Consider the following 22,473-nt stretch of genomic DNA (forward strand, 5'->3'; position numbering starts at 1 on the left):
ATATCGCCCGTCATTTGAGCGAATACAGAAAATCCATTATCTGGTGAATCTGCCTGCGCGTCAGCAGCTGATTGGCGCCGTAGGGCGGCATGATCGTGTTGCTGCCGTAGTTCTGGCGCGCGTCCCATATCTGCGCGAACAGTCGCTGGCGGTCGGGAAACGGCGGCTGCAGCGGCTGCGCGATGTCTCCCGCCATCACCGCGCCCTTGATCTGGTGGCATGCGATGCAGTTGCCGCCCTTGCGGCTGAACGCGAGTTGCCGACCTGCGGCGATATCCGCTGCGGATGCGGGCGCGGGCTGTGCCGCCGGTTGCCGTGCGGCCAACGCGATCACGCCCAGCAACGCAGCCACGGACAGGCCCGCGCACAAGGTCGGAAATCCGCGACAGGGATTCATTTTCATGACGACTCCGGGACGATGGGCGTGTCCGCGAAGGCTTTCGCCGGCCAGCGCCAAATGCACCAATGCGGTGCATCTTACCCCGATTGCCGTCGGCAATCGATAATGCTGAACTGCCGATCGAATTTGATTATCACTCTCCCCCCGCTGGCGCCCCGGCGTCCGATTCCCGATAATGACCGCCCGTCATCCATACCCGAACAACCATCCCCTATGGCGCAATACATCTACACCATGAGCGGCGTCGGCAAGATCGTGCCGCCCAAGAAACAAATCCTCCGCGACATCTCGCTGAATTTCTTCCCCGGCGCCAAGATCGGCGTGCTCGGCTACAACGGCGCCGGCAAGTCCACGCTGCTGCGCATCATGGCCGGCGTCGACACCGACATCGTCGGCGAGGCGCGCCCGCAGCCCGGCATCAACATCGGCTACCTGCCCCAGGAGCCGGCGCTGAACCCGGACAAGGACGTGCGCGGCAACGTCGAGGAAGGCCTCGGCGAAATCAAGGAAGCGCAGGCCAAGCTCGACGCCGTCTATGCCGCCTACGCCGAACCCGACGCCGACTTCGACGCGCTGGCCGCCGAGCAGGCGCGCCTGGAGAACATCATCCAGGCCGCCGACGCGCATAATCTCGACCACAAGCTGGAGGTCGCCGCCGAGGCGCTGCGCCTGCCGCCGTGGGACGCCGACGTCACCAAGCTCTCCGGCGGCGAACGCCGCCGCGTGGCGCTGTGCCGCCTGCTGCTGTCGGCACCCGACATGCTGATCCTCGACGAGCCCACCAACCACCTCGACGCCGAGTCGGTGGCCTGGCTCGAACGCTTCCTGCAGGAATTCCCCGGCACCGTGGTCGCGGTCACCCATGACCGCTACTTCCTCGACAACGTGGCCGGCTGGATACTCGAACTCGACCGCGGCCACGGCATCCCCTGGGAGGGCAACTACTCTTCCTGGCTGGAGCAGAAGGAACGCCGCCTGGCGCAGGAAGAAAAGAGCGAGGGCGCGCGCGTCAAGGCCATGGAGGCCGAGCTGGAATGGGTGCGCGCCAATCCCAAGGGCCGCCAGGCCAAGTCCAAGGCCCGCCTCAAGCGCTTCGAGGAATTGAGCGCCAGCGACTACCAGAAACGCTCGGAGACCAAGGAAATCTACATTCCGCCCGGCCCGCGCCTGGGCGACAAGGTGATCGAGGTCGAGAACCTCAGCAAGTCCTTCGGCGACCGCGTGCTCTACCAAGGGCTGTCGTTCAGCCTGCCGCGAGGCGGCATCGTCGGCGTGATCGGCCCCAACGGCGCGGGCAAGACCACGCTGTTCCGCATGCTCACCGGCGCCGAGCAGCCCGACGAGGGCACCATCACCGTCGGCGAGACCGTGCAGATCGCCTACGTCGACCAGAGCCGCGACGCTCTCGGCGGCGACAAGTCCGTGTGGGAAGAACTCTCAGACGGCCAGGACATCATCACTGTCGGCAACTACGAGGTGAACTCGCGCGCCTATGCCAGCCGCTTCAACTTCAAGGGCACCGACCAGCAGAAGCGGGTCAAGGATCTGTCCGGCGGCGAACGCAACCGCGTGCATCTGGCCAAGCTGCTCAAGAGCGGCGGCAACCTGCTGCTGCTCGACGAACCGACCAACGACCTCGACGTGGAAACCCTGCGTGCGCTGGAAGAGGCCCTGCTCGACTTCCCCGGCAGCGCCGTGGTCATCTCGCATGACCGCTGGTTCCTCGACCGCATCGCCACCCACATCCTCGCCTTCGAGGACGACGGCACCGTGACCTGGTTCGAGGGCAACTACACGGACTACGAAGCCGACCGCCACGCGCGTCTCGGCACCGCCGCCGACCAGCCCCATCGCATGAAGTACCGACGCCTCAGCGCCTGACCGCTCTTGCTCATCCACCCGCCAACAGGCGGGTGGATGAGGGCAAGCGTAATCCGCAGTTTCGGACCACATCGGCAAACCGCATATCGATAAGACGCCGTCGGCCAAGTCCAACAACAATCGTCCTACTTAACAATCAGCTCCGCCGCAGGCGTCTGCCGGAATCTCCTTGTTGGTTCATTTCACAGGGGTATTCCATGCCCCCGTATCATTAAACCTCTCTCCACTCAATTTGAACCCCATCCTTGCGTAAAACTTCACTGCCAAGTCTGAAGGAAGAGTTACAGTAGCTTCGTGGAATTGATGAAGCGTTTCAGCAAGGAGTCGGCAACCGATTCCACGACTCTGAAATTCCTTTCGAACAAAAGGCAGGGAAAGGAAATTGGTTGATTTAAAAGCAACGTGTCCAACGATTACGCCATTCATCACCGCACAAAATTCACGCCTTCCCCTGCCATGCAGCCCGCGAGCTCCTTAGGACTACTAAGCGTATTCCAATGCGTCAACTTCCTCTCGAAATCCAACCGTCATCTGTGAAAATTCGGTTGACGACCGAATGCGATCACTGATCGAGAGCGCATCAGCGATTTCAGTGCGTCTAATTTCCATGCGCATTTGGCATCTTAGATGCTTTCACGAGGCCACCCAAATTCGAATCACACATTTTTCGCATCTGCTTAGGACGGCTTGTTAATCTTCGACTAGAGTTCGATTCTTGCGCGCCATGACAACAGGACCGATAAGCAGCCCAACCCCGTCGAGAATCCCATGCACGATGATACAAGCCCAGAGATTTTGGGTGAGCACGAAGGTCAATGTAATGGCGAATGTAGCCAGGAAGATCGGGATAAGATGTGCCAGTCCCCAAGCCAAGTGCGCTAGCATGAATGCAACAATCGAAAGAATGCACGCCAGCCAAACGCTACCAAGGAGGTACTGGCCTATACCGATAGCGTAACCACGATACAAAATCTCCTCGGTGAAAGCAGCCGTGGTCACAACAAAGAGCCGACGCCAGAGCGGCATCTCAAAAAGGGTTTTTTGAAGCTCCAGTTGCTTCTGAGAAACATCAAAAAATTTGTACTTATCCAAAAAGTGCTGATAAACACCAAAAATGAAAAACAGAACAGCGGAAGCAATGACAGCCATCCCCAACATTTGCCATGTAGGCCATACCAAGCCAATAAGCCTACGCCATGTATCAATGCCTGTAGCAGCGATAACAAGCTCAATCGCAGCCACCACCCATAACGATATACGTGGAGCCAGTGATAATTGATCGATACGCAGCCGCTTAAAGTAGGCCAACGAGAGTGGTGACAAGGTGAGCGCAAAAAAGAGGCCAAGATATAAGAGAAAAAGCATCATAGATAGTCGTATCCTGAGGGCAAATGATCACGCTGAATGAAAGGCAACGTTCGTCCTCGCGCATTGTCAGGAATTTTATTCATTCCCCAAACGAAACCGTGAGCACATCGTTAACCGGACTGAACTCGACAAGGCCAATCTCAGATACGGTGCAAGCAAGTGGCAACCTGAAAGATTGACAGGCATCCAAGGCCAGACCAAGTTGCGTTGCAGACAGCCCCATCGCCAACGTGCAATGCGGCATCCAAGTGGCGGGTACGTAGTGCTGCCAAACGCCATCGGCGACGTTAGAAAACCGCTCGAAAAAACGTTCGTGCAATCCCAGAAGTTTGGAGGTGACTTTCGGAGCGAGTAATAACACGTGTTCGCTGGCGGTGAACCACCCCAACGTCGCCAGTGTCAGCTCGAATGGCTGGAGAGATTGGGCGAAATCGCTCAGCAGCTGCCGAGTCGCCGGCAAGTCAACTGAATCGGCGACAGCGAGGGAAATGTGCGGGCGAGCATTGCCGTTTCGCATCGTGGTTGCGCCGAACCGAACGAAGTCATCCCATACCGAGAGCAGCCGCGACTCGCCGACCCCGTCGAAGAACATCTCAATCGCGTAGCCCATCGGAACAGAACCTGAAGCGCCATCTGCACTCTAGATATTGTGGAGACGTACTTAGTTCCCTCCCAATGTGGCAGTTATGTATTCGCTAGCAGATGGCCCAATCACGAAAGTGGCATAAGTATCACTGTGCGCAGTGGCTTTGGTTGCTCAAAACATATATCCAAGCAGATCGATCGGCCCATCCACCCAGCCTTTTTCCCCAATCTGCTTGACCATGATTTCGTTGGCAATCCTTTCAACCGCTGCGCCGTAGTTCTTGTGGTCGTTGATACGCAACCATAAACAAAGCGCGTCCAAGCCCTGAAAACCGTTGCGCTCGTAAAGTCGAGCGCGGTTTACGATGGCGAAAAGAAAATCGATGCGCGAACGCCTCGCCAGTTCGGACAGCTTGTCAAGCAATTCGGACGCGATCCCCCGATCGCGGAATTGCGGGTCGACACACAAATCCACGATCCCGAAAATGGTACGTGGTTGGTCGTCGACCGCGATTACACGGTGATCCACACCCATATGCGCAATCAGGGAGGTATCGTCGTAAACCAGAAAGCGAAAGTGCGGGAGTTGCTTGTAGTACGACCAGGGCTTCTGATGATCGGGAAAGCAGCGGTTCTTCAGATCGATGATCTTTGCGTGAGCGGCCGGCGAAATCTCGTATTCCTGAATCAGTTCAATTTTCATCGGTGGATTTGAAATCCTCGTTGAGCCAACTTTGTCAGTTGTTAGGTGACACATCACACGGATATCTATCGGTACGCCACGACAAAATACGCACCCACCTCCCTTTCAAGGCTTTCCAGAACTTCCGTCGAGCGCGCCGCTTCAAGGTACTCGTTGCGAAGGGCTTCGATTCGGATCGCATCGTCTGCAGCAATTCCAAACAACGGACTCTTCAAGGCCGATGCCAGCACGTCGTTCAAATGCTCCGCCGAAAGATAATTCGAGGTAGGCTCAACGATCACGTCCGATCTTGAGTAACCCGTTTCCGCCAGCAAAGCGTGGCAACGCTCAGGCGTACCCGTATCGTGCCCGACCGGCGATACATAAATACCCTGCGTCCCAGCGAGGGAGCGCAACAAATGGCCGGTCGCATGGGAATTTCCCGCCCAACAGTTGAACACCAGTCTGCCCCCTGGCCTCAGCAGCGCATGCCAGCGGCGAAGCGCCGCCGAAACATCGGCCATGTACGGCAACGCATTGCAGCAGGTGACGAGGTCGAAACTTGCTGCAGGAAAATCCAAGTCTTCGGCATCGGCCAGACGCAGATCCAGATTGTCCAGGCCGGACTCGGCCAGCGCAGCGGCAGCCTGAGCCAGCATGCCCTCCGAAATATCCACGCCAACGACCTGCCCGCCATCGCCAACGAGGCGTGCCGCGGGTATGGCTACGAAGCCGGTCCCGGTAGCAATGTCGAGGACACGCTCGCCCGGCTGCGGTGCAGCGAGATCGAGAAAGCGCTCGGCCATGCGCGCATGCAGTTCGCTGCGCCCGTATCCGGAGCGCGCATCGAAAAACTCGGCCACGCGCGCCTTATAGGGTACGTGCATCCTGGTACCCGGCATTGTCGCCCTCTTCCACCTGGTTGATTGGGTGTACACGCATAAGGCGCCGCCGAACCATCGCAGCAGGTCGGCGTCTAAGCGCATTGTCTTTCGACCGCCCAACCGGGAATACGTGCGTTTAACCCATCACAAACCATTGGGGCATGCACCCGCGTCCTCGCGTAAAATCCGCATCACCGTTCATTGACCCGTGGCGCGGACAGCGGCTGCCGCGCACTGGAAAAGGATCTGCTCATGTCAAACCCAGAGACAGGAAGACCACCCGTACAAAACAGCGATTTCTGGAACCAGCGCTATGCGGCCCAGGCGTTCGTCTGGACCGCCAACGCGAACCGCTTCGTGGCGGAAGAAGTCGCTGATCTGCCGCCTGGCAGGGCCCTGGATCTCGCTGCCGGCGAGGGCCGCAACGCGGTCTGGCTCGCCGAACAGGGCTGGCAGGCGCACGCGGTCGATTTTTCCGATGTCGCCATGAAAAAGTGCCGCCGTCTGGCGGCAGAGCGCCAGGTTGCCGAACGCGTGACCTGCGAGGTGGCCGATCTGCACGATTATGTGCCCACACCCGACGCCTACGACCTCGTCTTGTTGATCTACCTGCAGATTCCGCAGGCCGAGCTGACCCCGGTCATCGCAAGAGCGGCCGAGGCGGTGGCGCCGGGCGGCACCTTCCTGCTGGTCGCGCATGACTCGGCCAATCTGAAGGACGGCTACGGCGGCCCGCAGAATCCCGATGTACTCTACACCGCGAACGAGGTGCTCGCGGCGCTGGACGACCGGCTGGAAGTCGAGAAGGCCGGCGTGGTCGAGCGCCCAGTGGAAACCGATGCCGGCACCCGCGTCGCCCTCGACTGCCTCGTGCGCGCACGACGCCCCTGCTAATCCGTCGCCGCGTCGTGCCTCGATTCCAGCGGCGCACGACGCGTTAACATGCAAGCCCATCTTCCAAGACCCGAACCCCAATGACCGACATCGACCGCCTGTTCAGCCGCCTGGACGCCTTGCTCGACCGCCTCGAACCCCTGCTGCCCGCCGCCACTCCGGAAACGGACTGGGACGCTGTGGCCTTCCGCTGGCGCCGACCCGGTTACCTGCAGCCGGTACGCCACCCGCAACTGATCGAGCCCGACGCCCTGCTCGGCATCGAGCGCCAGAAGTCCTTGCTGGCGCGCAACACGGCGCAGTTCGTGCGCGGCCTGCCGGCCAACAATGCCCTGCTGTGGGGTTCGCGCGGCACCGGCAAGTCCTCGCTCATCCGCGCCATGCTGGAGCAGTTCGCCGGCGAGGGCCTGCGCCTGATCGAGGTCGAACGGCGCGATCTGGCCGACCTGCCCGAGATCGTCGAGCCGTTGTACGAACGCCCCGAACGCTTCGTGATCTTCTCCGACGATCTTTCCTTCGAGGCCGACGACCCGAGCTACAAGGCGCTCAAGGCAACGCTGGACGGTTCGGTTGCCGCCGCCCCGGACAACGTTCTCATCTACGCGACTTCCAATCGCCGTCACCTGCTGCCCGAATACCAGCGCGACAACCTGGACACGCGCGTGGCCGACGGCGAGATTCACCACGGCGAGGCGGTTGAAGAGAAGATTTCCCTGTCCGAACGCTTCGGCCTGTGGATCGGTTTTCACGCCTTCCGCCAGGAAGACTACCTCGGCATCGTCTACCACACATTGCAACGCATGCAGGTCGCCTTCGACGAGGAAACGGTACGCCCCGAAGCCCTGCGTTTCGCGCTGGAACGCGGCTCGCGCAGCGGCCGAGTAGCCGCCCAATTCGCGCGCGACTGGGCCGGGCGCAACGCGCTTTAGTCGCGCGCGGAGCGCGTCCTGGGCACGCCCCGCCAACTCGCTTGCCCGCTCATCGGGCTGACTGGGCCGGCGCGGGCGGATGCGCTAGGCTTGAACGACCCGTCGCCATCCGGGCATACGCCACATGGCCAAGCCGCATCCCGACAGCGAATTCGTCGCCTATGTACTCGAACTCATGCAGCCGCTGGGGCCGGTTCGGGCCAGGCGCATGTTCGGCGGACACGGGCTGTTTCTGGACGACCGCATGTTCGCCCTGATCGTGCACGGCACGTTGTACCTCAAGACCGACGACCAAAACCGCAAAGCCTTCGAACGACACGGCCTGCCGCCCTTCAGCTACACCGCCCGCAACCGCGTCGTGTCGATCGCCTACCATCAGGCGCCCGAGGACTCGCTGGAGGATGCGGATGCCATGCGCGCCTGGGCGCAGTCTGCCCGCGCGGCCTCGTTGCGCGCCGCCCGATAGGGGATCCCGAGCTGGGCGACAGGAACTTTCGCATCCCGCCCGCGGTCATTGCAGCAGGTTTCGCAGGCGCCAGACCATGCTGTACACCGAACCGCACTCGGGGCCCGCCCCGGTCATCCAGGTCATCCAGGCGGCACATCGTCAGGTCGCGATCGACGCGTACGAGCTTGACGATCCCGCCATGCTCCACGCCATCCGCATCGCAAGCCATCGCGGCGTGACCGTGCAGGTCATCATCGCCCCTCACCCGCACGGCCGGCCGCCGGGCTGGGCGCGCGCGGAGTTTCATCGACTGGCAGCCGCCGGCGCCGAAGTACGCTGGAGTCCTTACCGTTTCAGCCATCGCTATGCGATCGACCATGCGCACATCGTGATCGACGATCAGGGAAAGGGGCCGGGCATCGTCGACTCGGAAAACCTGACGCATCGTGCATTTTTCAGGATTCGAGGCGACCTCTGGCTGAGCCGCGATCCGACCGTGACCCACGCGCTCGCCCAGGTCTTCGACGCGGATTGGCTACGCCGACACGCCGGCGGCGCGCCCCGTCGCGTGCTGCTGGTATCTCCAGGCAAATCGCGGCCGCTGGCCCGCCTGCTGGCACAACCCGGCCCGGTCGACCTGGAGGCGCGCAACTTCGGCTACCTGCCGCGCATCATCCATGCGCTGGAGCGCAAGGGGCGGGACGCGCGCGTGATCCTGCCGGCCTCCATCAGCGCGTACGATCACGACAATCTCAAATCCGTGCTGCGCGCCGGCGTCTCGGTACGCTATCTGCGCCACCTCAACCGCCAGGGCACGCTGATCGCGGGCCGCACGCAGGGCTTCGTCGGCTCGCAGAACCTGTCGTGGAGCGTGCTGCATTCGAGCCGCGACGTGGGCATCGTCCTGCACGGCCGCAGTGTCGCCGCCCTGAGGGCCGCCTTCGACCGCGACTGGCGCCAAGCCAGCCCGGCGGCCTAGCCGACCTCGCCGCGGCGGCCGCTATTGCAGGGGCCGATACGACGGCCGGTCAGCGCTTCGTTGAGATACAGCCTGATCGGACGCGAGGTATGCAGCAAGCCGCGCCCGCCGGCGATCAGCAGATGCGCGCGGCCGCTCAGGCTTTTGCCGCGATAGTGGATGGTGGCCTGCCCGTTCGCCGGCATGGCGCCGCGCGGTGTGCAATGCAAGCGCCAGCGCACCGTGCCGCGCGCATCGCTCAGGCGGCGCCGCCGGCAGTCGCGCTCGCCGACGCCCGGGAAGGGATGCGACGCCGACAGGCAGATATCGCGGTGACGCGGCATGAAGGGCAGTGACGCGCCGGCGATCTGTTGTCGGGTTTCGATGCGCCAGCGCCCGGCTGCGAGCGGCAATGTCTTGGGAGATGCGCCGGCCATCGCGCCACACGGCAAGGCCGCACACAGCGCGAGGGGAAACGGCAGGAGGAATCGGCGTAGGAACACCGAAACGCATGATGGGATCTCAGGCTGCGCGCGCACAGGCGTGTGGGATCAGCTCGCCTCGCTCGACTCATAGTCGCCGCGCGTGAAATTCTCGATCGCCTGCCGGGCCTCTTCGACCTGATCGAGAATGCGGCGGGCATGTTCGAGCATGACGAGACCGGCCTCGGTTGGCGTCACCCCGCGATGATGACGGGTGAACAGCGCCACGCCGAGCTCCCGTTCGAGCTTGCACAATTGCTGAGACAAGGCCGGTTGGGAGATATGCACGCGTTGCGTGGCCCGGCCGACATGTCCGACCTCTGCAATTGCCAGCAAATATCTGAGTTGTCTCAATTCCACAACTGAATGGACACGCGAATGATTCGAAAAGTTGCACATAAATAGCCCAAAAACAGCGGATTATTGATCGTTTTTGCTTATTGTCGCCTTCCGTCGTCGCATTTGGCTGATAATATTCACTCAAATTAATTATGGTTTTTATGCCCACAGACAACGCCACACGGGATCTGACACCTCGCCTCACCCGTGAACTGCCATCACAAGCGGCACGCGGAACACCCATGCATCTGACGCCCGCCCAACGAGCGTGGACTCCTCTGCTAGGATGCCCGTCGCGACCGGCACGACGTGTCGCCATTTCACTAATAACTCCAAACGACAAAGGATTGCCAAATGAAGCAATATCAATCGCTTGCCGCCTTCTCCCTGTTCAGTGTCGCTCTTGTCGTCCCGCACTTGGCCCAGGCGGCGCCGGTCCCCGCCGCCATCGTGCGCAACGACAACATCGGCTCGATCGGCTACGTCAATCTACATCAGGACTACGCGGAAACCGGCACCAATATTGCCGCCAACGGCAACGTGCTCAGCGGCACCCTGGACAAGGAAACCGGCAACCTCAACGGTATCGAATTCGACGCCTCATCTCAGTGGCGTCACATCGGCATCCGCACGCATCTCCTGTATGCCGCCGGCAACACGCAATACGACGGCCACTACCTGTCGAACAACGCACCGGCCACCGGTACCACACAGAACAAGTTCTTCGACGCGAGTTTCGGCATCCACTACGGCTTCGCACTCTCCGCGCTGCCCCGCCTCGCCTTCATGCCGGGTTTCGAGGTCGGCTACGACATCTGGAACCGCGACCTTGGCAGCTACAGCGAGGTTTATCTGAACGGCTACTGGATGGGCAAGCTGGGCCTGCAATACGCCGTGACGCCGCAATTGATCCTCGACGGCGGCTACGGCGCCGGACGGACGGTGTCGCCGCGCGTCGATTCCGGGCTTACCAGCCAGACCTACACACTCGGCGCGGCGGGCATTTCCAGGGCCTGGGTGGGCGTGGACTTCGTGCTCGACAGTCATCTCAAGCTGTATGCTAAATACAGCGCCACTGCGTACCGGTATCTTGCCAGCGCGGCGGATGCCAACGGCTATTACGAACCCGACAGCAAGACGACGCATGACACGGTCAGCGCCGGCATCGGTCTGCGTTTCTAATGCCGCAAGACGGCCCGGTGCACGGCTCAATGCCGCGCCGGGCCGCCCTTGGCGTAACCGGTCAGCTCCAGATAACCGTCGCCGCGCAGTGCGCGCCCGGACTGCGTCCCCGCCACCGCCACCGCCCCCTCCCAGTAACGCACGGCAAACGGCAGCAGCTGGTCGTCCAGGCGCGCACGCACGCGCAGCGCCAGATCCAGCGAAGGCACGCTCAGGCGCCAGGCCACCGGATAGCGCGCGCCGCCCGGCGCGCGCCACCACGCGGTCGGCGTCGCCGCGACGGCATCGGCGGGCAGATGCACCACGCGGCCGTCGGGCGCCACCCAGGTGCCAGCGCTGAAGCGATCCTTGCGCCCGTCGCGGTCGCGCAGACGGTAAAACATCAGGCTCGAGCCATCGTCGAGGCGCAGGCCGAACCAGTCCCAGCCCACCTGATCCGGCGCCAGTGCGCTGGTGCTCCACTCGTGATCCATCCACACGTCGCCGGTCACCGCATAGGCATGACCGCCCAGCCGCAGTTCGCCGCTGGCCGACAGCCGAGGCATCGAGTAATAGAAAGACGCATCGCCCGGCGCCGGCCCCTTGCGGCTGAGACCCGCATCGCCGTTGAGCACCACACCGGGCGAGGATGAGGACTTCAGCGACAGGCTCAGCCCCACATCCCCGCGGTGCGCGCGCAAACGCCACGGAAATCCCTGTCCCTGTGAGGCCACCGACCAGTCGTCGACCCAGACGCGGAAGGGAACGGCTTGGGCGCCGGCCAGCCCCAGCGCGCCGCGCGACAGGCGCTGGTAGGCGTGGAAGCGATGCCCCTCGATATCGCTGACCGCGAAATCGGCCATGTAGACCTGATTGGCGCGCCAGGGCGAATCGCCTGCGGGGCGCTGCGGCGTCAACGCGAAACGGAACACGGTCAGCTCGAAGCCGAAGGGCCGGCCTGCGGCATCGCGCAGATTGCCGGTGTAGTACCACCATTCGGTGCGAAATCGCGGATGCGGGCCGTGATCCGCCGGGAACCGCAGCGGCCGCGGCGCCAGCGCGCGGGCGAATCCCGGCACGGCTGCCCGCGAGCCAAGCAGGGCCTGCAATGACGTGGATGCCGGCTGCTGGGCATGGTCCGCAGGCAGCCGGCAGGCCAACAGCGTCAGTGCGCCGCAGATCAGCCCGGCGTACGCTGCGACCCGCTTCATTCCGCCCTCAGCGCGCGTGCCGGCGCGGCGCGCGCCATGCGCCAGCCCGGGTAAAGCCCGGCCAGCAGCGCGGCCGTCAGCGCCACCGCCACCCCCTGGGCCAGAAACGCCGGATCGATATTCAACGGCAGGGTCCAGCCAAAGGCGCGGCGATTGATCACCGCCGTCAGCACCCACGACAGCCCCACGCCCAGCGGCAGGGCCGCAAGCCCGGCCGCCAAACCCAAAACCGCGGTCTGCGCCGTGACCACGCCGAGCATTTCCAGCGGCGTCATGCCCAGCGCACGCAACACCGCGTGCTCACGCTGGCGTTCGAGCGCCAGCGCCATCAGGCTTGCCAGCACGCCGACAAAGGCCACGCCGAGCAACAGCAGGCGCAGGACGCGCGTGATCGCGAAGGTCTGGTCGAAGATGTGCAGCGACTGGTTCACGATGGCGGCATTGGCGCGCACGCGGGCGCCGCCGGGTATGGCCAGACGGCGCAACGCGGAGAGAACCGCCGGGCGGTCGGCGCCCGGGCGCAGATACACGGCCAGCGAGCTCGTCTCCTGCTCGTGCCACACCTGCGCATACAGCGCGCGGGGCATCAGAATCAGCCCGCGCCCGCCACCGTAGTCGCGGATCACCGCGGCGATCGGGAAGGCACGCGGCCCCGACGGCGTGTCCAGCGTCAGCCGGCCGCCCGGCTGCAGGCCCAGGCGGTAGGCCATCGGCTCGGACACGAAGATCGCGCGTCCGGCTTCAAAAGCCCGCCAGGCATCGGGCAGCGCGGACTTGATCGAGGCGGCCGGATGCGTGCCGGGCGGCGCGCCCAGGGCCAGGATCATGAAACGCCCATCCGGCCCACGCACTAGGACGCGCAGCCCGGTGGTCACGCGCGCCACGCCGGGCAGGCGCGCCACCGCATCCGCCAGCCCCGTCGGCAGGCGCGCCGGCCCGCCGTCGAGGCCGGCGGACACGTAATAGTCGCCGCGCAGCGTCTGGTGCAACCAGTCGACCACCGCGACACGGAAGCTCGATACCATCACGCCCACGCCAATGGCGGCCGCCAGCGCGACCGCCAGCGCCGCGACGGCCAGTCCGGTACGCCCCACCGAGCGGCGCACGCCGGTCAGCGCCAGACGCGTGCGCACGCCGGCCCGCTCGCCCAAGCGGGCGAGCAGCGCGGCGAAGACACGCAGCCATGCGGGCATCCACAGACTGGCGCCCAGCAGTATCGCGAACAGCCCCGCGAAGGCCGAGAGCAGACTGCGCGTGGTCAGCAGCAACAAGGCTGCGCCCGCGCCGGCCAGCAGCAGCCCCGCCGCCAGGCGCCAGGGCTCGCGGCGGCGGCCGCGCGCCTCCTTCGACATCGGCTCGCTGCACCCGCGCGGCGCCAGACCGGTCGCCTCCAGAGCGGGCGGCAAGGCTGCGACCAAGGCCACCACTACCGCCAGCGCCAGCCCGGCAAGCAGCAGCCATGGATCGAGATAGACACGGCTGACCGTCAGCGTGAAATACAGATCGTCGATGGTCCGCGTGACCAGATGCACCAGCCCATGGCCGAGAAGCACTCCCAGCGCAAGCCCCGCCAGGGCACCCATCGCGGCAAGCACGGCGGCCTCGGCCAGCACGCCGCGCAATACCTCGGCGCGGGTCACGCCCTGAGCACGCAGCAGGGCGATCAGCGGCCCGCGCCGAAGCACCGAAAACACCAGCGCGTTGTATACCAGATAGGCGCCGATCAGCATCGCAAGCAGGCTCATCGCGGTCAAGTTGAGGCGAAACGCCCGCGTCATGCGTGCCGCCGCGGCGATAATCTCGTCCGTCGGCTGCAAATGCAGCGCGGGCGGCAGGACGGCGCGCAGACGGGCCAGCTGCGCCGGCGCGAGATGCAGCTCGATGCGGTTCAGCGCATGCGTCTGCCCGAGCAGATGCTGCGCAGTGGCGATGTCGGCCACCACCACGCCCTGCAGAATGGCGGCCTGCCCGCCCCCAAGATACCCCAGCAGCGTCAGCGTCCGCGTGCGCCCGCCGACGCGGGCGGCGAACCGCGCGCCGACCGTCACGTCCAGCCCAGCGGCCGTGGCGCGCGACATCATCACGCCCGTGGGCGCGGTCATCAGCGCCAAACCGCCGCCGGACAACGCCGCGGCCAGCTTCGGCGCGAGCGCGGCCTCGGCCAGCGGCGCGATGCCGAGCAATTGCAGATTGCGGCCGCGCACGCGCAGCGTACCTTCGACGCGCGGCGCCGCGCGCTCGATGCCCAGCGACACGCGCAGCTGCGTGTACCACGCCTGCGGCACCCCCGATGGCCCGCCGACCAGACGGTAGTTGGCGCCGCCGCCGAGCGCCTCGGTGGACAAGCGGAATCCCTTGAGCGCGCTCTCGTTGGCCAGCTGCACGGCAACCACCACCGCGACCCCGAGCGCGATGCTGAGCAGGGCCAGCGCCAGCTGGGCCGGGCTTTTCAGCCAGTAGCGCAGGCCCGCACGGGCGAGCAGTCGGCTCACGCCGGCACCAGCTTTCCATCCGTCAGCCGCAGACGTCTTTGCGCCGCCTCCGCCACGGATTCGCTGTGCGTCACCATCAGCAGGGTGGTGCCGTCGCTGCGCACGGCGTCGAGCAGCAGGCCCAGCACCTCGGCGCCGGTGGCGGCGTCGAGACTGCCGGTCGGCTCGTCGGCCAGGATCAGCGCCGGACGATGGGCCAGCGCGCGGGCGATCGCGACGCGCTGCTGCTCCCCTCCTGAAACCTGTTCGGGATAGGCTCCCGCCCTGTCGTCCAACCCCACCCGCCGCAGCAGATCGAGCGCCAGCTGGCGCGCCTCGCGCGGGCGGGCGCCATTGAGCTCGCGCGGCAGGCGCACGTTTTCGAGCAGGGTCAGATTCGGGATCAGATTGAAGAACTGGTAGATGAAACCAATGTGCCGGCGCCGGAATAGCGTGCGCTCGCGCTCGCCAAGCCGGCTCAGCTCGACGCCGGCGACCCAGACCTGCCCGGCCACGGGCGGCTCGATGCCCGCGATCAGGTTGAGCAGGGTCGACTTGCCACTGCCGCTGGCGCCGAGCAGCGCCACCGATTCGGCACGGTCGAAACGCACGTCGACGCCGTCGAGCACGACATGGCGACGCTCGCCGTCCTGGTACTGATGGCGCAGCCTCTGCAACCGAACCTGGGGCGCGCCTTCAGCCACCCAGCACCGTGACGATCACGCGCCGCCGCTGGCCGTGGCTGCGGTGCTCCCACAGGTACACTCCCTGCCAGGTGCCCAGCGCCAGCCGTCCGGCACGGACCGGCACGGTCAGCTCGCTGCCGGTGAGCACGCTGCGCGCGTGTGCCGGCATGTCGTCGGGGCCTTCGTTGCGATGCACGAACATCGGGTCGCCGTCCGGGATCATCCGCGACATCAAGGTTTCGAGGTCGCGACGCACGTCCGGATCGGCGTTCTCGCAGAGCATCAGCGAGGCGCTGGTATGACAGACGAACACGTGACACAGGCCGGTATCCACCGCGCACGCGGCAAGGCGCTCGGCCAGCATGGCGGTAAGATCGTAGGTTCCCCGGTCTCGGGTATCGACGGTGAACTCGAATTGCTGCGTGGACATGCCGCGACTCCTTCTCTCGCCGCCGGCGGCCATGCCGGGAACGACGCGTATCGTTATCGGGTCACAAGAATGCGAGGGCTGCCAGTTTAACAGGATTGACACCACAGCCCCGTAGCATGCCCGACATGCGTGTGCCTAATGCCGCCTGAAGGCCAATCCATGAATATCCTGATGTTGAGCGATGTTTATTTTCCCCGCGTGAACGGGGTCTCGACGTCGATCGCGACCTTTCGCCGGGAACTCGAGACGCTCGGCCATCAGGTGCATCTGCTTGCGCCGGCTTATCCCACGGCAGGCGCGTCCGAGGCCGGCATCACCCGGATACCCGCACGCTATCTCTTTGCCGACCCGGAAGATCGCATGATGCGCCGCGGCGCACTGCTCGACCTCACCGCGGAGCTGGCCGAACGAGACATCGACATCCTGCATATCCAGACCCCCTTCGTGGCGCATCACGCCGGCGTGCGACTGGCCCGCCGCCTCGGCGTACCCCGGGTCGAAACCTACCACACCTTCTTCGAGGAATACCTTTATCACTACCTGCCGTGGATGCCGCCCGCGCTGACGCGCTTTGCGGCGCGCCGCTTCTCGGCCATGCAGTGCAACGATCTCGACGGCTTGGTCGTGCCCTCCTCGGCGATGGCCGAACGCCTGCGCCTGTACGGTGTGCGCACGCCGACCCGCATCATCCCAACGGGTATCGACCCCGAGCATCTGCAGGGCGGCGACGGCGCGGCATTCCGCCGACGGTTGGGCATCGCGCCCGAGCGCCCGACCCTGGTCCATGTCGGGCGCATCGCCTACGAAAAGAACATCGACTTCCTGCTGCATATGCTGGACCGGGTCCGCAAGGCGCTGCCCGATGTACTGCTGATCATCGCCGGCGAGGGTCCGGCACTGCATCATCTCAAGCGCCTCGGCCGCCAGCTCGGGCTCGACGACCACCTGCGCTTCGTCGGCTACCTCGACCGCGAGCAGGCCTTGCTCGACTGCTATCGGGCGGGTGATGCCTTCGTTTTCGCCTCGCGCACGGAGACCCAGGGGCTGGTGCTGCTGGAAGCCCTCGCACTCGGCGTGCCGGTGGTTTCGACCGCCGTCATGGGTACGCGCGACATCCTCGCCCGCGAGCACGGTGGGGCACTGATCGCCGAAGACGACACGCAGGATTTCGCAGACAAGGTGCTGCACCTGCTGCGCGATGCCGAACTGCGCGCGCGGCTTGCCCGTGAAGCGCCGATCCATGCCGCGCAATGGAATGCCGCGCACCAGGCCCGTCGTCTGGAAACGTTCTACCGCGACATCATCCATCACGACGCCGTCGCCAACGCCTCGCACGCGTCCATCGGCAACGCACCGCACTGAAACGGCCGCCATCGGGTCCGGCGCACGGTGGCACAATAGGCGCAGGTCATCGACAACGCGCCACATGCCCTTCCGCCCAGCCGCCATCCGCCGACACCTGGTCGCCCTGCCTCTGACCATGGGCCTGTCCGCCGCGATACGCGGCACGCTGGCGACCGGAATACCGCTGCTCGGACTGGCCGCGTTGCACCATCCCGTGCCGGCCCTGATCGCCGCGCTCGGCGCATTGCAAACCTCCATCGCCGATGTCGGCGGCCCTTATCGCGATCGCGCCATCACCCTCGGCCTCGCCTGCCTGTTGTTGCCTCTGGCTGCCTTGAGCGGGCAGTGGCTCGCGCACTGGTGGTGGGCCGCCACCCTGGGCGCGGCCATGCTCGCGGTCGGCATCGGCCTGGCCCGGGCATTCGGACAGCTAGGCAGCTCGCTGGGCTTTGCCACCGGCGTGGCTTTCTTGATCGGCATGGTCACGCCTGCCGCCGTCGCACCGCCGGCACTTCTCGGGGGCAGCCTGCTGTTCGGTGCCGGCTGCACCCTCGGCATCGCACTGATCTTCTGGAAACTGCGACCCTACAAACGCGTCGAATACGAGGTGGCCGAATGCTTTTCGGCCACGACGGCGGTGGTCGATGCCGCCGTGCGCGCCCTGCGCCGCGATACGCCGCTGACGGATGGCGGCGCACTCTCGCATGCGCATCATGACTTGCGGCTGCGGGTCGAACAGGCACGCGCCACGCTCGACCAGCTTCGCCGCGACAGCGACGGCCGCAACCTCACGCTGCCGCGTCTGCTGGTGCTGATCCGCTCCGCCGCCCGCATCGGTGCCAACACCCTTGCCGCGGGCGACACCGAGACCGGTCGTCACGCCTGCGCCCTGCACGCGCAGGCAGCCCTTGTCCGTACTCTTGAGCAGCTTGCACGCATCTGCCGCGTCATCGCGCGCGATCTCGCCTTCGGGCGCGGGCAGCTGGATACCCGCCCCTACGAAACCGAACTCGGCCATCTGGCCCGCGCCCTCGAACGGTTGCGCCGCCTGCCGGACTGCCCACCTGCATTGTGGCTCGAATTCGAGCATGCCCTTAGGGCCCTGGACCGCAACCGCGCCCATCTGCGGAACGCCGTCGAGGTGCTCGACCAGCTGTTCGGCGACGAACATGCCGCCGGCAGCCGGCTGCTGCCGCGGCTGTACGCCCGCGAACTGCTGCGCCGCGGCCTCAACAATCTGCGCGCGAACCTCAGCCCGCGCGCAAGCCTTTTTCGCCATGCCCTGCGGCTGTCGCTGGCCGTCGCCTCGGGCACCGCGCTCTACAGCGGATTCGCGCTCCCGCACGGCATCTGGATACCCTTGACCGTGCTGGTCGTGTTGCAACCCGACATCGGCGGCACCCGCGCACGCGCCTTCCAGCGCACGGCGGGCACCGTGGCCGGAGTCGCGCTCGCGGGCCTGCTGGTCACCCAGGTGCGTGATCCCGGCCTGATCAACCTCCTGCTGCTGGGGTTGACCTTCTTCACGCTGTTGTTCCTGCGCCGACGCTATGCGCTGGCCGTGACCCTGCTGACGCCGCTGATCATCCTGCTGCTCGAACGCCTGGCCCCCAGCGGTCTGGCGCTGGTCTTCGAACGCGTGGCCTACACCCTGGCCGGCGCCGTGCTGGCGCTGGCCGCCGGCTACTGGCTGTGGCCGAACTGGCAACGCCGCCACCTGCCGGCGCAACTGGCAACCGCGTTGACCTCGACCGCGCGCTATGCGGCTGCGGCCCTCGATCATTTGCGCAGCGGTACCGGCGTCGACACCGTGACGATCGAATTGCGCCGGGCCGCCGAAACCGACGCCGCCAACGCCGACGCCGCCTACCAACGGATGCTGGCCGAGCCGCGTCGACAGCGGGAAAGCACACGCGCCTATCTCGCCCTGGTGAGTTACAACGAACGCCTGACGCGCCACATCACCGACCTCGACGAATTCCTCGGTACCGGAGAGCACGCGCCGCTGCCGCCATACCTCGAGGACTGGATCGCGGCGGTACAGGACACGCTGGCGCGGGTCGCTCGCACGACGGCGGACGATGCCGCGCCGCTCGGCGATCTTGACGCGCTCGAAGCCTCTAACGCGCGCATGAGTCCGGCCATCGGTCGCTGGGATACGCTCGACCGGCAACATCCCTACCCGGTGCTGCGCCAGGCGTTGCTGGAAAAGATCGCCACCGACGTCTCCGCACTCTATGCGGCGGCGTGGCGTCTGCGCCATGGCGAAGGCCCGGATGCGCATGACAGGCTATAGTCACCCCTCGGGCAACCCCGACATGACCCCATCCCGCCACACGCGAGCATCCAGCACATGACCCTGACCGAGCTTCGCTATGTCGTCGCGCTGGCCCGCGAACGCCATTTCGGGCGCGCGGCCGCCACCTGCTACGTCAGTCAGCCGACGCTGAGCGTGGCCGTCAAGAAACTTGAGGACGAGCTCGGCACCGCACTGTTCGAACGGGGAGGCGCCGAGGTCACGCCCACACTGCTCGGCGAACAGGTGGTCGTCTACGCGCAGGCCATCCTCGAACAGGTCGAAGGCATCCGCAATCTCGCCCGAGGACATGCCGACCCCCTGCAGGGCGTGCTGAGGCTCGGCGCCATCTACACCGTCGGCCCTTATCTGCTGCCCCAGCTCATCCCCAATCTGCACGAAACCGCTCCGCAGATGCCGTTGATGATCGAAGAGGGCTTCACCGCGGACCTGCGCCGGCGACTCAAGCAGAACGACCTCGACGCCATCATTGTTTCCCTGCCCTTCGAGGAGCCCGGCGTGACGGTCCGGCCGCTGTACGAGGAACCCTTCGTCGCGCTGCTGCCTTCGGCACACCCGCTGAGCGGCCAGCCGGCACTGCCGCTGGAGTCGCTCGCGGGTGAGGATTTACTGCTGCTGGGGCCGGGGCATTGTCTGCGCGACCAGATCCTGCAGGCCTGCCCGGCCTGCGCCGCCGCCGAAGGCAGCGCCCAGGGCGCGGACGCGCCGCTTGCGGGCAGCTCGCTGGAAACCTTGCGCCACATGGTGGCCTCGGGCCTCGGCGTTACCATCCTCCCATGTACGGCGGCCGGCGCCGAACGCTATGCCGACCGGCTGATCGCCGTGCGCCGTCTGGCCGAGCCGGTGCCCCATCGCCGCGTGGCGCTGGCCTGGCGCAACGGCTTTCCGCGGCCCGAGGCCATCGAGGTGCTGGCGCGCGCGATCCTCGACGCCCCGATGAGCTGCGTGGAACCCTGCTGAAACAAGCGGCCGGACCGCATCGGTCCGGCCGCATCTTATGCCGCTTGCGCCCCGCGCGCCGCAATCCAGCCGGCTAACGCCTCGGAATCGCCGAGATACGCGCCGTTTACGAATATCTGCGGCACCGTGTCGCGGCCCGTGGCCGCACGCACGCCGCGAACGCCGATGCCCTCGCCTACCCGAATCTCCTCGTACGGCACACCGTACTCGGACAGCAAGCCTTTCGCGCGCAGGCAGTAGGGGCAGCCCGGTCGAGTGAACACCAGGACGTCGTCCGGCTTGCGCGCCGAAGGGTCGAGATAGGCGAGCAGCGTATCGGCATCCGAAACCTCGAAGGGATCGCCCTCGACCGCCGGTTCGACGAACATCTTTTCGATCAAGCCGTCGCGCACCAGCATCGAATACCGCCATGAGCGGCGACCGAAGCCGAGCGAACGCTTGTCGACCATCATGCCCATGGCCTCGGTGAATTCGCCGTTGCCGTCCGGCAAAAAGGTCAGCGCGTGCGCCGCCTGATCCTCGCGCCATTGATTCATGACGAAGGCATCGTTGACCGATATGCATACGATCTCGTCGATGCCGCAGGCGCGGAACACCGGTGCCAGCTCGTCATAGCGCGGCACATGGCTCGACGAGCACGTGGGCGTGAAGGCGCCCGGCAGCGAAAACACCACGACATCGCGGCCGGCGAAGATATCACGGCTGTTCACGTCCACCCATTCGTTGTCGCGTCGCGTCTTGAATACCACCTCGGGGACACGCTGCCCCTCTCGATTCTCGAACATATGACCTCCCTGAATCCGGTTTGGGGTCGGGGCGCATGCCCATGCATAGCCCACGACGACAGGATACGAAAGGCGGATAAATTAACAAAATGGATTGTTTTTATTTTAGTGATAGCGAATTACTATCAATGATCGTCCGACGAGAACAGGTCGAACTGGTCGCCCGCGCGCGCCGGTACTCGGAAGCGGCTGCAGTCCAATGGCGGCAGGCCTCGATCCAGGCCCTCGCGTCGAGCGGCCACGCGAAAACGCTGCGCCACCAGTTCGGCATAGGCCCCCCGCCCCCGCATGCGCACGCCGAAATCGGCGGCATACTCGCGTCCGCCGTGCATTTGTCGCAGCAGGCTGAATACGTGCGCCGCGCGCCCCGGCACGTGCGTCTCCAGCCATTCCGCAAACAGGGGCTTGACCTCGCCCGGCAGTCGCAGCATCACGTAGCCGGCAGCGCTGGCACCCGCCTCGCGGGCCCGCGCCAGCACACGTTCCAGCTCGTGATCGTTGAGCGCAGGGATCACCGGCGCGAACAACACCCCGCAGGGCACACCGGCCTCGCTCAACCGCGCCAGCGTCTCCAGGCGTCTGAGCGGCGTCGCGGCGCGCGGCTCCAGCGCACGCGCCAACGCAGGGTCGAGGGTGGTGATCGACAGAAATACCTGCGCGAGGCCCTCGGCCGCCATCGCCGACAGCAGGTCGAGATCGCGTTCGACGAGTGCGGACTTGGTGACGATCGACACCGGGTGGCGATATGCCCGAAGCACTTCGATGAGTCTGCGCGTCAGTCCGCTACGACGCTCCACCGGCTGGTAGGCATCGGTGTTGATGCCCAGGGCGATCGGCGCGCACGCATAGCGTGGCGCGCGCAGCTCCTCGGCAAGACGCGCCGGCGCATCCGGCTTGTGAAACAAACGGGTTTCGAAATCAAGGCCCGGCGACAGCCCCAGATAAGCGTGCGAAGGTCGCGCAAAGCAGTAGCTGCACCCATGCTCGCAGCCGCGGTAGGGATTGACCGAGCGATCGAAGGCCACGTCGGGAGAATCGTTGTAGGCGATCACGCTACGCGCCGTGTCGATACCCAGGGTGGTACGCAGCGGCGGCGGCACCTCGTCGTCGCCTGGCCAGTCGTCCGCGACCCGCTCGTGGCGATGGGACTCGTATCGACCATCGGGATTGGAAACGGCACCCCGGCCCTTGCGCGGTCCCGCCAGAATGTCGCAGTCTCGACGTTCGCTCATCGACAGCGTCCTGTCTCTCGCATAGG

Annotated in this window: 23 protein-coding genes; 9 read left to right on the plus strand and 14 right to left on the minus strand. The window is 65.2% G+C overall.

From position 1 onward, the window contains the following. Positions 1–10: 10 nt before the first annotated feature. Entirely contained in the window at positions 11–403 is a 393-nt protein-coding gene (gene soxX, locus THPRO_RS04125; RefSeq protein ID WP_145930689.1) for a sulfur oxidation c-type cytochrome SoxX, read from the minus strand. Positions 404–613: 210 nt separating this feature from the next. Between soxX and ettA the strand changes: the two genes are divergently transcribed. Then, positions 614–2,281 (plus strand): energy-dependent translational throttle protein EttA, encoded by a 1,668-nt coding sequence (gene ettA, locus THPRO_RS04130; protein WP_038092230.1) that lies wholly within the window; start codon positions 614–616, stop codon positions 2,279–2,281. A 177-nt stretch (positions 2,282–2,458) separates the two neighbouring features. On the opposite strand, the gene THPRO_RS17470 is transcribed toward ettA, so the two are convergent. From THPRO_RS17470 to THPRO_RS04150, 5 genes are all read right to left on the minus strand, one after another. After that, positions 2,459–2,743 (minus strand): GNAT family N-acetyltransferase, encoded by a 285-nt coding sequence (locus tag THPRO_RS17470; RefSeq protein ID WP_407922445.1) that lies wholly within the window; start codon positions 2,741–2,743, stop codon positions 2,459–2,461. A 228-nt stretch (positions 2,744–2,971) separates the two neighbouring features. Beyond that, positions 2,972–3,649 (minus strand): CPBP family intramembrane glutamic endopeptidase, encoded by a 678-nt coding sequence (locus THPRO_RS04135; RefSeq protein ID WP_038092232.1) that lies wholly within the window; start codon positions 3,647–3,649, stop codon positions 2,972–2,974. A gap of 79 nt (positions 3,650–3,728) precedes the next feature. Beyond that, complete coding sequence (locus THPRO_RS04140) at positions 3,729–4,259, minus strand: 2'-5' RNA ligase family protein (protein ID WP_038092235.1); 531 nt, start codon at positions 4,257–4,259, stop codon at positions 3,729–3,731. 147 nt (positions 4,260–4,406) lie between these two features. Then, complete coding sequence (locus THPRO_RS04145) at positions 4,407–4,937, minus strand: GNAT family N-acetyltransferase (RefSeq protein ID WP_038092237.1); 531 nt, start codon at positions 4,935–4,937, stop codon at positions 4,407–4,409. Between the two features lie 65 nt (positions 4,938–5,002). Continuing rightward, entirely contained in the window at positions 5,003–5,803 is an 801-nt protein-coding gene (locus THPRO_RS04150; RefSeq protein WP_052064572.1) for a class I SAM-dependent methyltransferase, read from the minus strand. A 249-nt stretch (positions 5,804–6,052) separates the two neighbouring features. On the opposite strand from THPRO_RS04150, the gene THPRO_RS04155 reads away from it, so the two are divergent. From THPRO_RS04155 to THPRO_RS04170, 4 genes are all read left to right on the plus strand, one after another. Continuing rightward, positions 6,053–6,694, plus strand: a complete 642-nt coding sequence (locus THPRO_RS04155; RefSeq protein ID WP_082954492.1) for a class I SAM-dependent methyltransferase — start codon at positions 6,053–6,055, stop codon at positions 6,692–6,694. Positions 6,695–6,774: 80 nt separating this feature from the next. Continuing rightward, the gene (locus tag THPRO_RS04160) at positions 6,775–7,623 is read left to right on the plus strand and encodes an ATP-binding protein (RefSeq protein ID WP_065089265.1); all 849 of its coding nucleotides are present in this window, start codon (positions 6,775–6,777) and stop codon (positions 7,621–7,623) included. A 124-nt stretch (positions 7,624–7,747) separates the two neighbouring features. Further along, positions 7,748–8,089, plus strand: coding sequence for a TfoX/Sxy family protein (locus tag THPRO_RS04165; protein ID WP_038092240.1), 342 nt, complete (start codon positions 7,748–7,750; stop codon positions 8,087–8,089). 76 nt (positions 8,090–8,165) lie between these two features. Next, the gene (locus tag THPRO_RS04170; RefSeq protein WP_052064573.1) at positions 8,166–9,050 is read left to right on the plus strand and encodes a phospholipase D-like domain-containing protein; all 885 of its coding nucleotides are present in this window, start codon (positions 8,166–8,168) and stop codon (positions 9,048–9,050) included. Here the strand turns inward: THPRO_RS04170 and THPRO_RS04175 are convergent. Together THPRO_RS04175 and THPRO_RS04180 are read right to left on the minus strand one after the other, a co-directional pair. Then, positions 9,047–9,466, minus strand: coding sequence for a DUF3617 domain-containing protein (locus THPRO_RS04175; protein ID WP_038092243.1), 420 nt, complete (start codon positions 9,464–9,466; stop codon positions 9,047–9,049). The two genes, THPRO_RS04170 and THPRO_RS04175, sit on opposite strands and share 4 nt — an antisense overlap. 114 nt (positions 9,467–9,580) lie before the next feature. Then, complete coding sequence (locus THPRO_RS04180) at positions 9,581–9,910, minus strand: LysR family transcriptional regulator (RefSeq protein WP_269085341.1); 330 nt, start codon at positions 9,908–9,910, stop codon at positions 9,581–9,583. A gap of 294 nt (positions 9,911–10,204) precedes the next feature. Here THPRO_RS04180 and THPRO_RS04185 point away from each other — a divergent pair, with 294 nt between their 5' ends. After that, a complete protein-coding gene (locus THPRO_RS04185) occupies positions 10,205–11,032 on the plus strand; it encodes a hypothetical protein (RefSeq protein ID WP_038092249.1) in 828 nt (275 codons plus the stop codon). 26 nt (positions 11,033–11,058) lie between these two features. Here the strand turns inward: THPRO_RS04185 and THPRO_RS04190 are convergent, their stop codons facing one another. From THPRO_RS04190 to THPRO_RS04205, 4 genes are read right to left on the minus strand one after another with little or no spacing between them, the layout of a single operon-like run. Continuing rightward, positions 11,059–12,222, minus strand: a complete 1,164-nt coding sequence (locus tag THPRO_RS04190; protein ID WP_038092252.1) for a lipocalin-like domain-containing protein — start codon at positions 12,220–12,222, stop codon at positions 11,059–11,061. Next, positions 12,219–14,714, minus strand: coding sequence for an ABC transporter permease (locus THPRO_RS04195; protein ID WP_065089266.1), 2,496 nt, complete (start codon positions 14,712–14,714; stop codon positions 12,219–12,221). The genes THPRO_RS04190 and THPRO_RS04195 overlap by 4 nt, the downstream gene beginning before the upstream one ends. Next, the gene (locus THPRO_RS04200; RefSeq protein WP_082954430.1) at positions 14,711–15,397 is read right to left on the minus strand and encodes an ABC transporter ATP-binding protein; all 687 of its coding nucleotides are present in this window, start codon (positions 15,395–15,397) and stop codon (positions 14,711–14,713) included. The genes THPRO_RS04195 and THPRO_RS04200 overlap by 4 nt, the downstream gene beginning before the upstream one ends. Next, positions 15,390–15,809 carry a secondary thiamine-phosphate synthase enzyme YjbQ gene (locus THPRO_RS04205; protein ID WP_038092355.1) on the minus strand — a complete coding sequence of 140 codons (420 nt, stop codon included), beginning with the start codon at positions 15,807–15,809 and terminating at the stop codon, positions 15,390–15,392. The genes THPRO_RS04200 and THPRO_RS04205 overlap by 8 nt, the downstream gene beginning before the upstream one ends. 159 nt (positions 15,810–15,968) lie before the next feature. Between THPRO_RS04205 and THPRO_RS04210 the strand changes: the two genes are divergently transcribed. From THPRO_RS04210 to THPRO_RS04220, 3 genes are all read left to right on the plus strand, one after another. Beyond that, positions 15,969–17,171 carry a glycosyltransferase gene (locus THPRO_RS04210; RefSeq protein WP_082954431.1) on the plus strand — a complete coding sequence of 401 codons (1,203 nt, stop codon included), beginning with the start codon at positions 15,969–15,971 and terminating at the stop codon, positions 17,169–17,171. Positions 17,172–17,235: 64 nt separating this feature from the next. Then, positions 17,236–19,449 carry an FUSC family protein gene (locus THPRO_RS04215; RefSeq protein ID WP_038092257.1) on the plus strand — a complete coding sequence of 738 codons (2,214 nt, stop codon included), beginning with the start codon at positions 17,236–17,238 and terminating at the stop codon, positions 19,447–19,449. Positions 19,450–19,506: 57 nt separating this feature from the next. Next, a complete protein-coding gene (locus tag THPRO_RS04220; RefSeq protein ID WP_038092260.1) occupies positions 19,507–20,430 on the plus strand; it encodes a hydrogen peroxide-inducible genes activator in 924 nt (307 codons plus the stop codon). Between the two features lie 35 nt (positions 20,431–20,465). On the opposite strand, the gene THPRO_RS04225 is transcribed toward THPRO_RS04220, so the two are convergent. Together THPRO_RS04225 and THPRO_RS04230 are read right to left on the minus strand one after the other, a co-directional pair. After that, the gene (locus THPRO_RS04225) at positions 20,466–21,215 is read right to left on the minus strand and encodes a glutathione peroxidase (protein WP_038092263.1); all 750 of its coding nucleotides are present in this window, start codon (positions 21,213–21,215) and stop codon (positions 20,466–20,468) included. A gap of 125 nt (positions 21,216–21,340) precedes the next feature. Continuing rightward, positions 21,341–22,447, minus strand: a complete 1,107-nt coding sequence (locus tag THPRO_RS04230) for a PA0069 family radical SAM protein (RefSeq protein ID WP_065089269.1) — start codon at positions 22,445–22,447, stop codon at positions 21,341–21,343. Positions 22,448–22,473 lie beyond the last annotated feature (26 nt).

It is taken from the genome of Acidihalobacter prosperus (assembly GCF_000754095.2).
Classification (GTDB): Bacteria; Pseudomonadota; Gammaproteobacteria; order DSM-5130; family Acidihalobacteraceae; genus Acidihalobacter; species Acidihalobacter prosperus.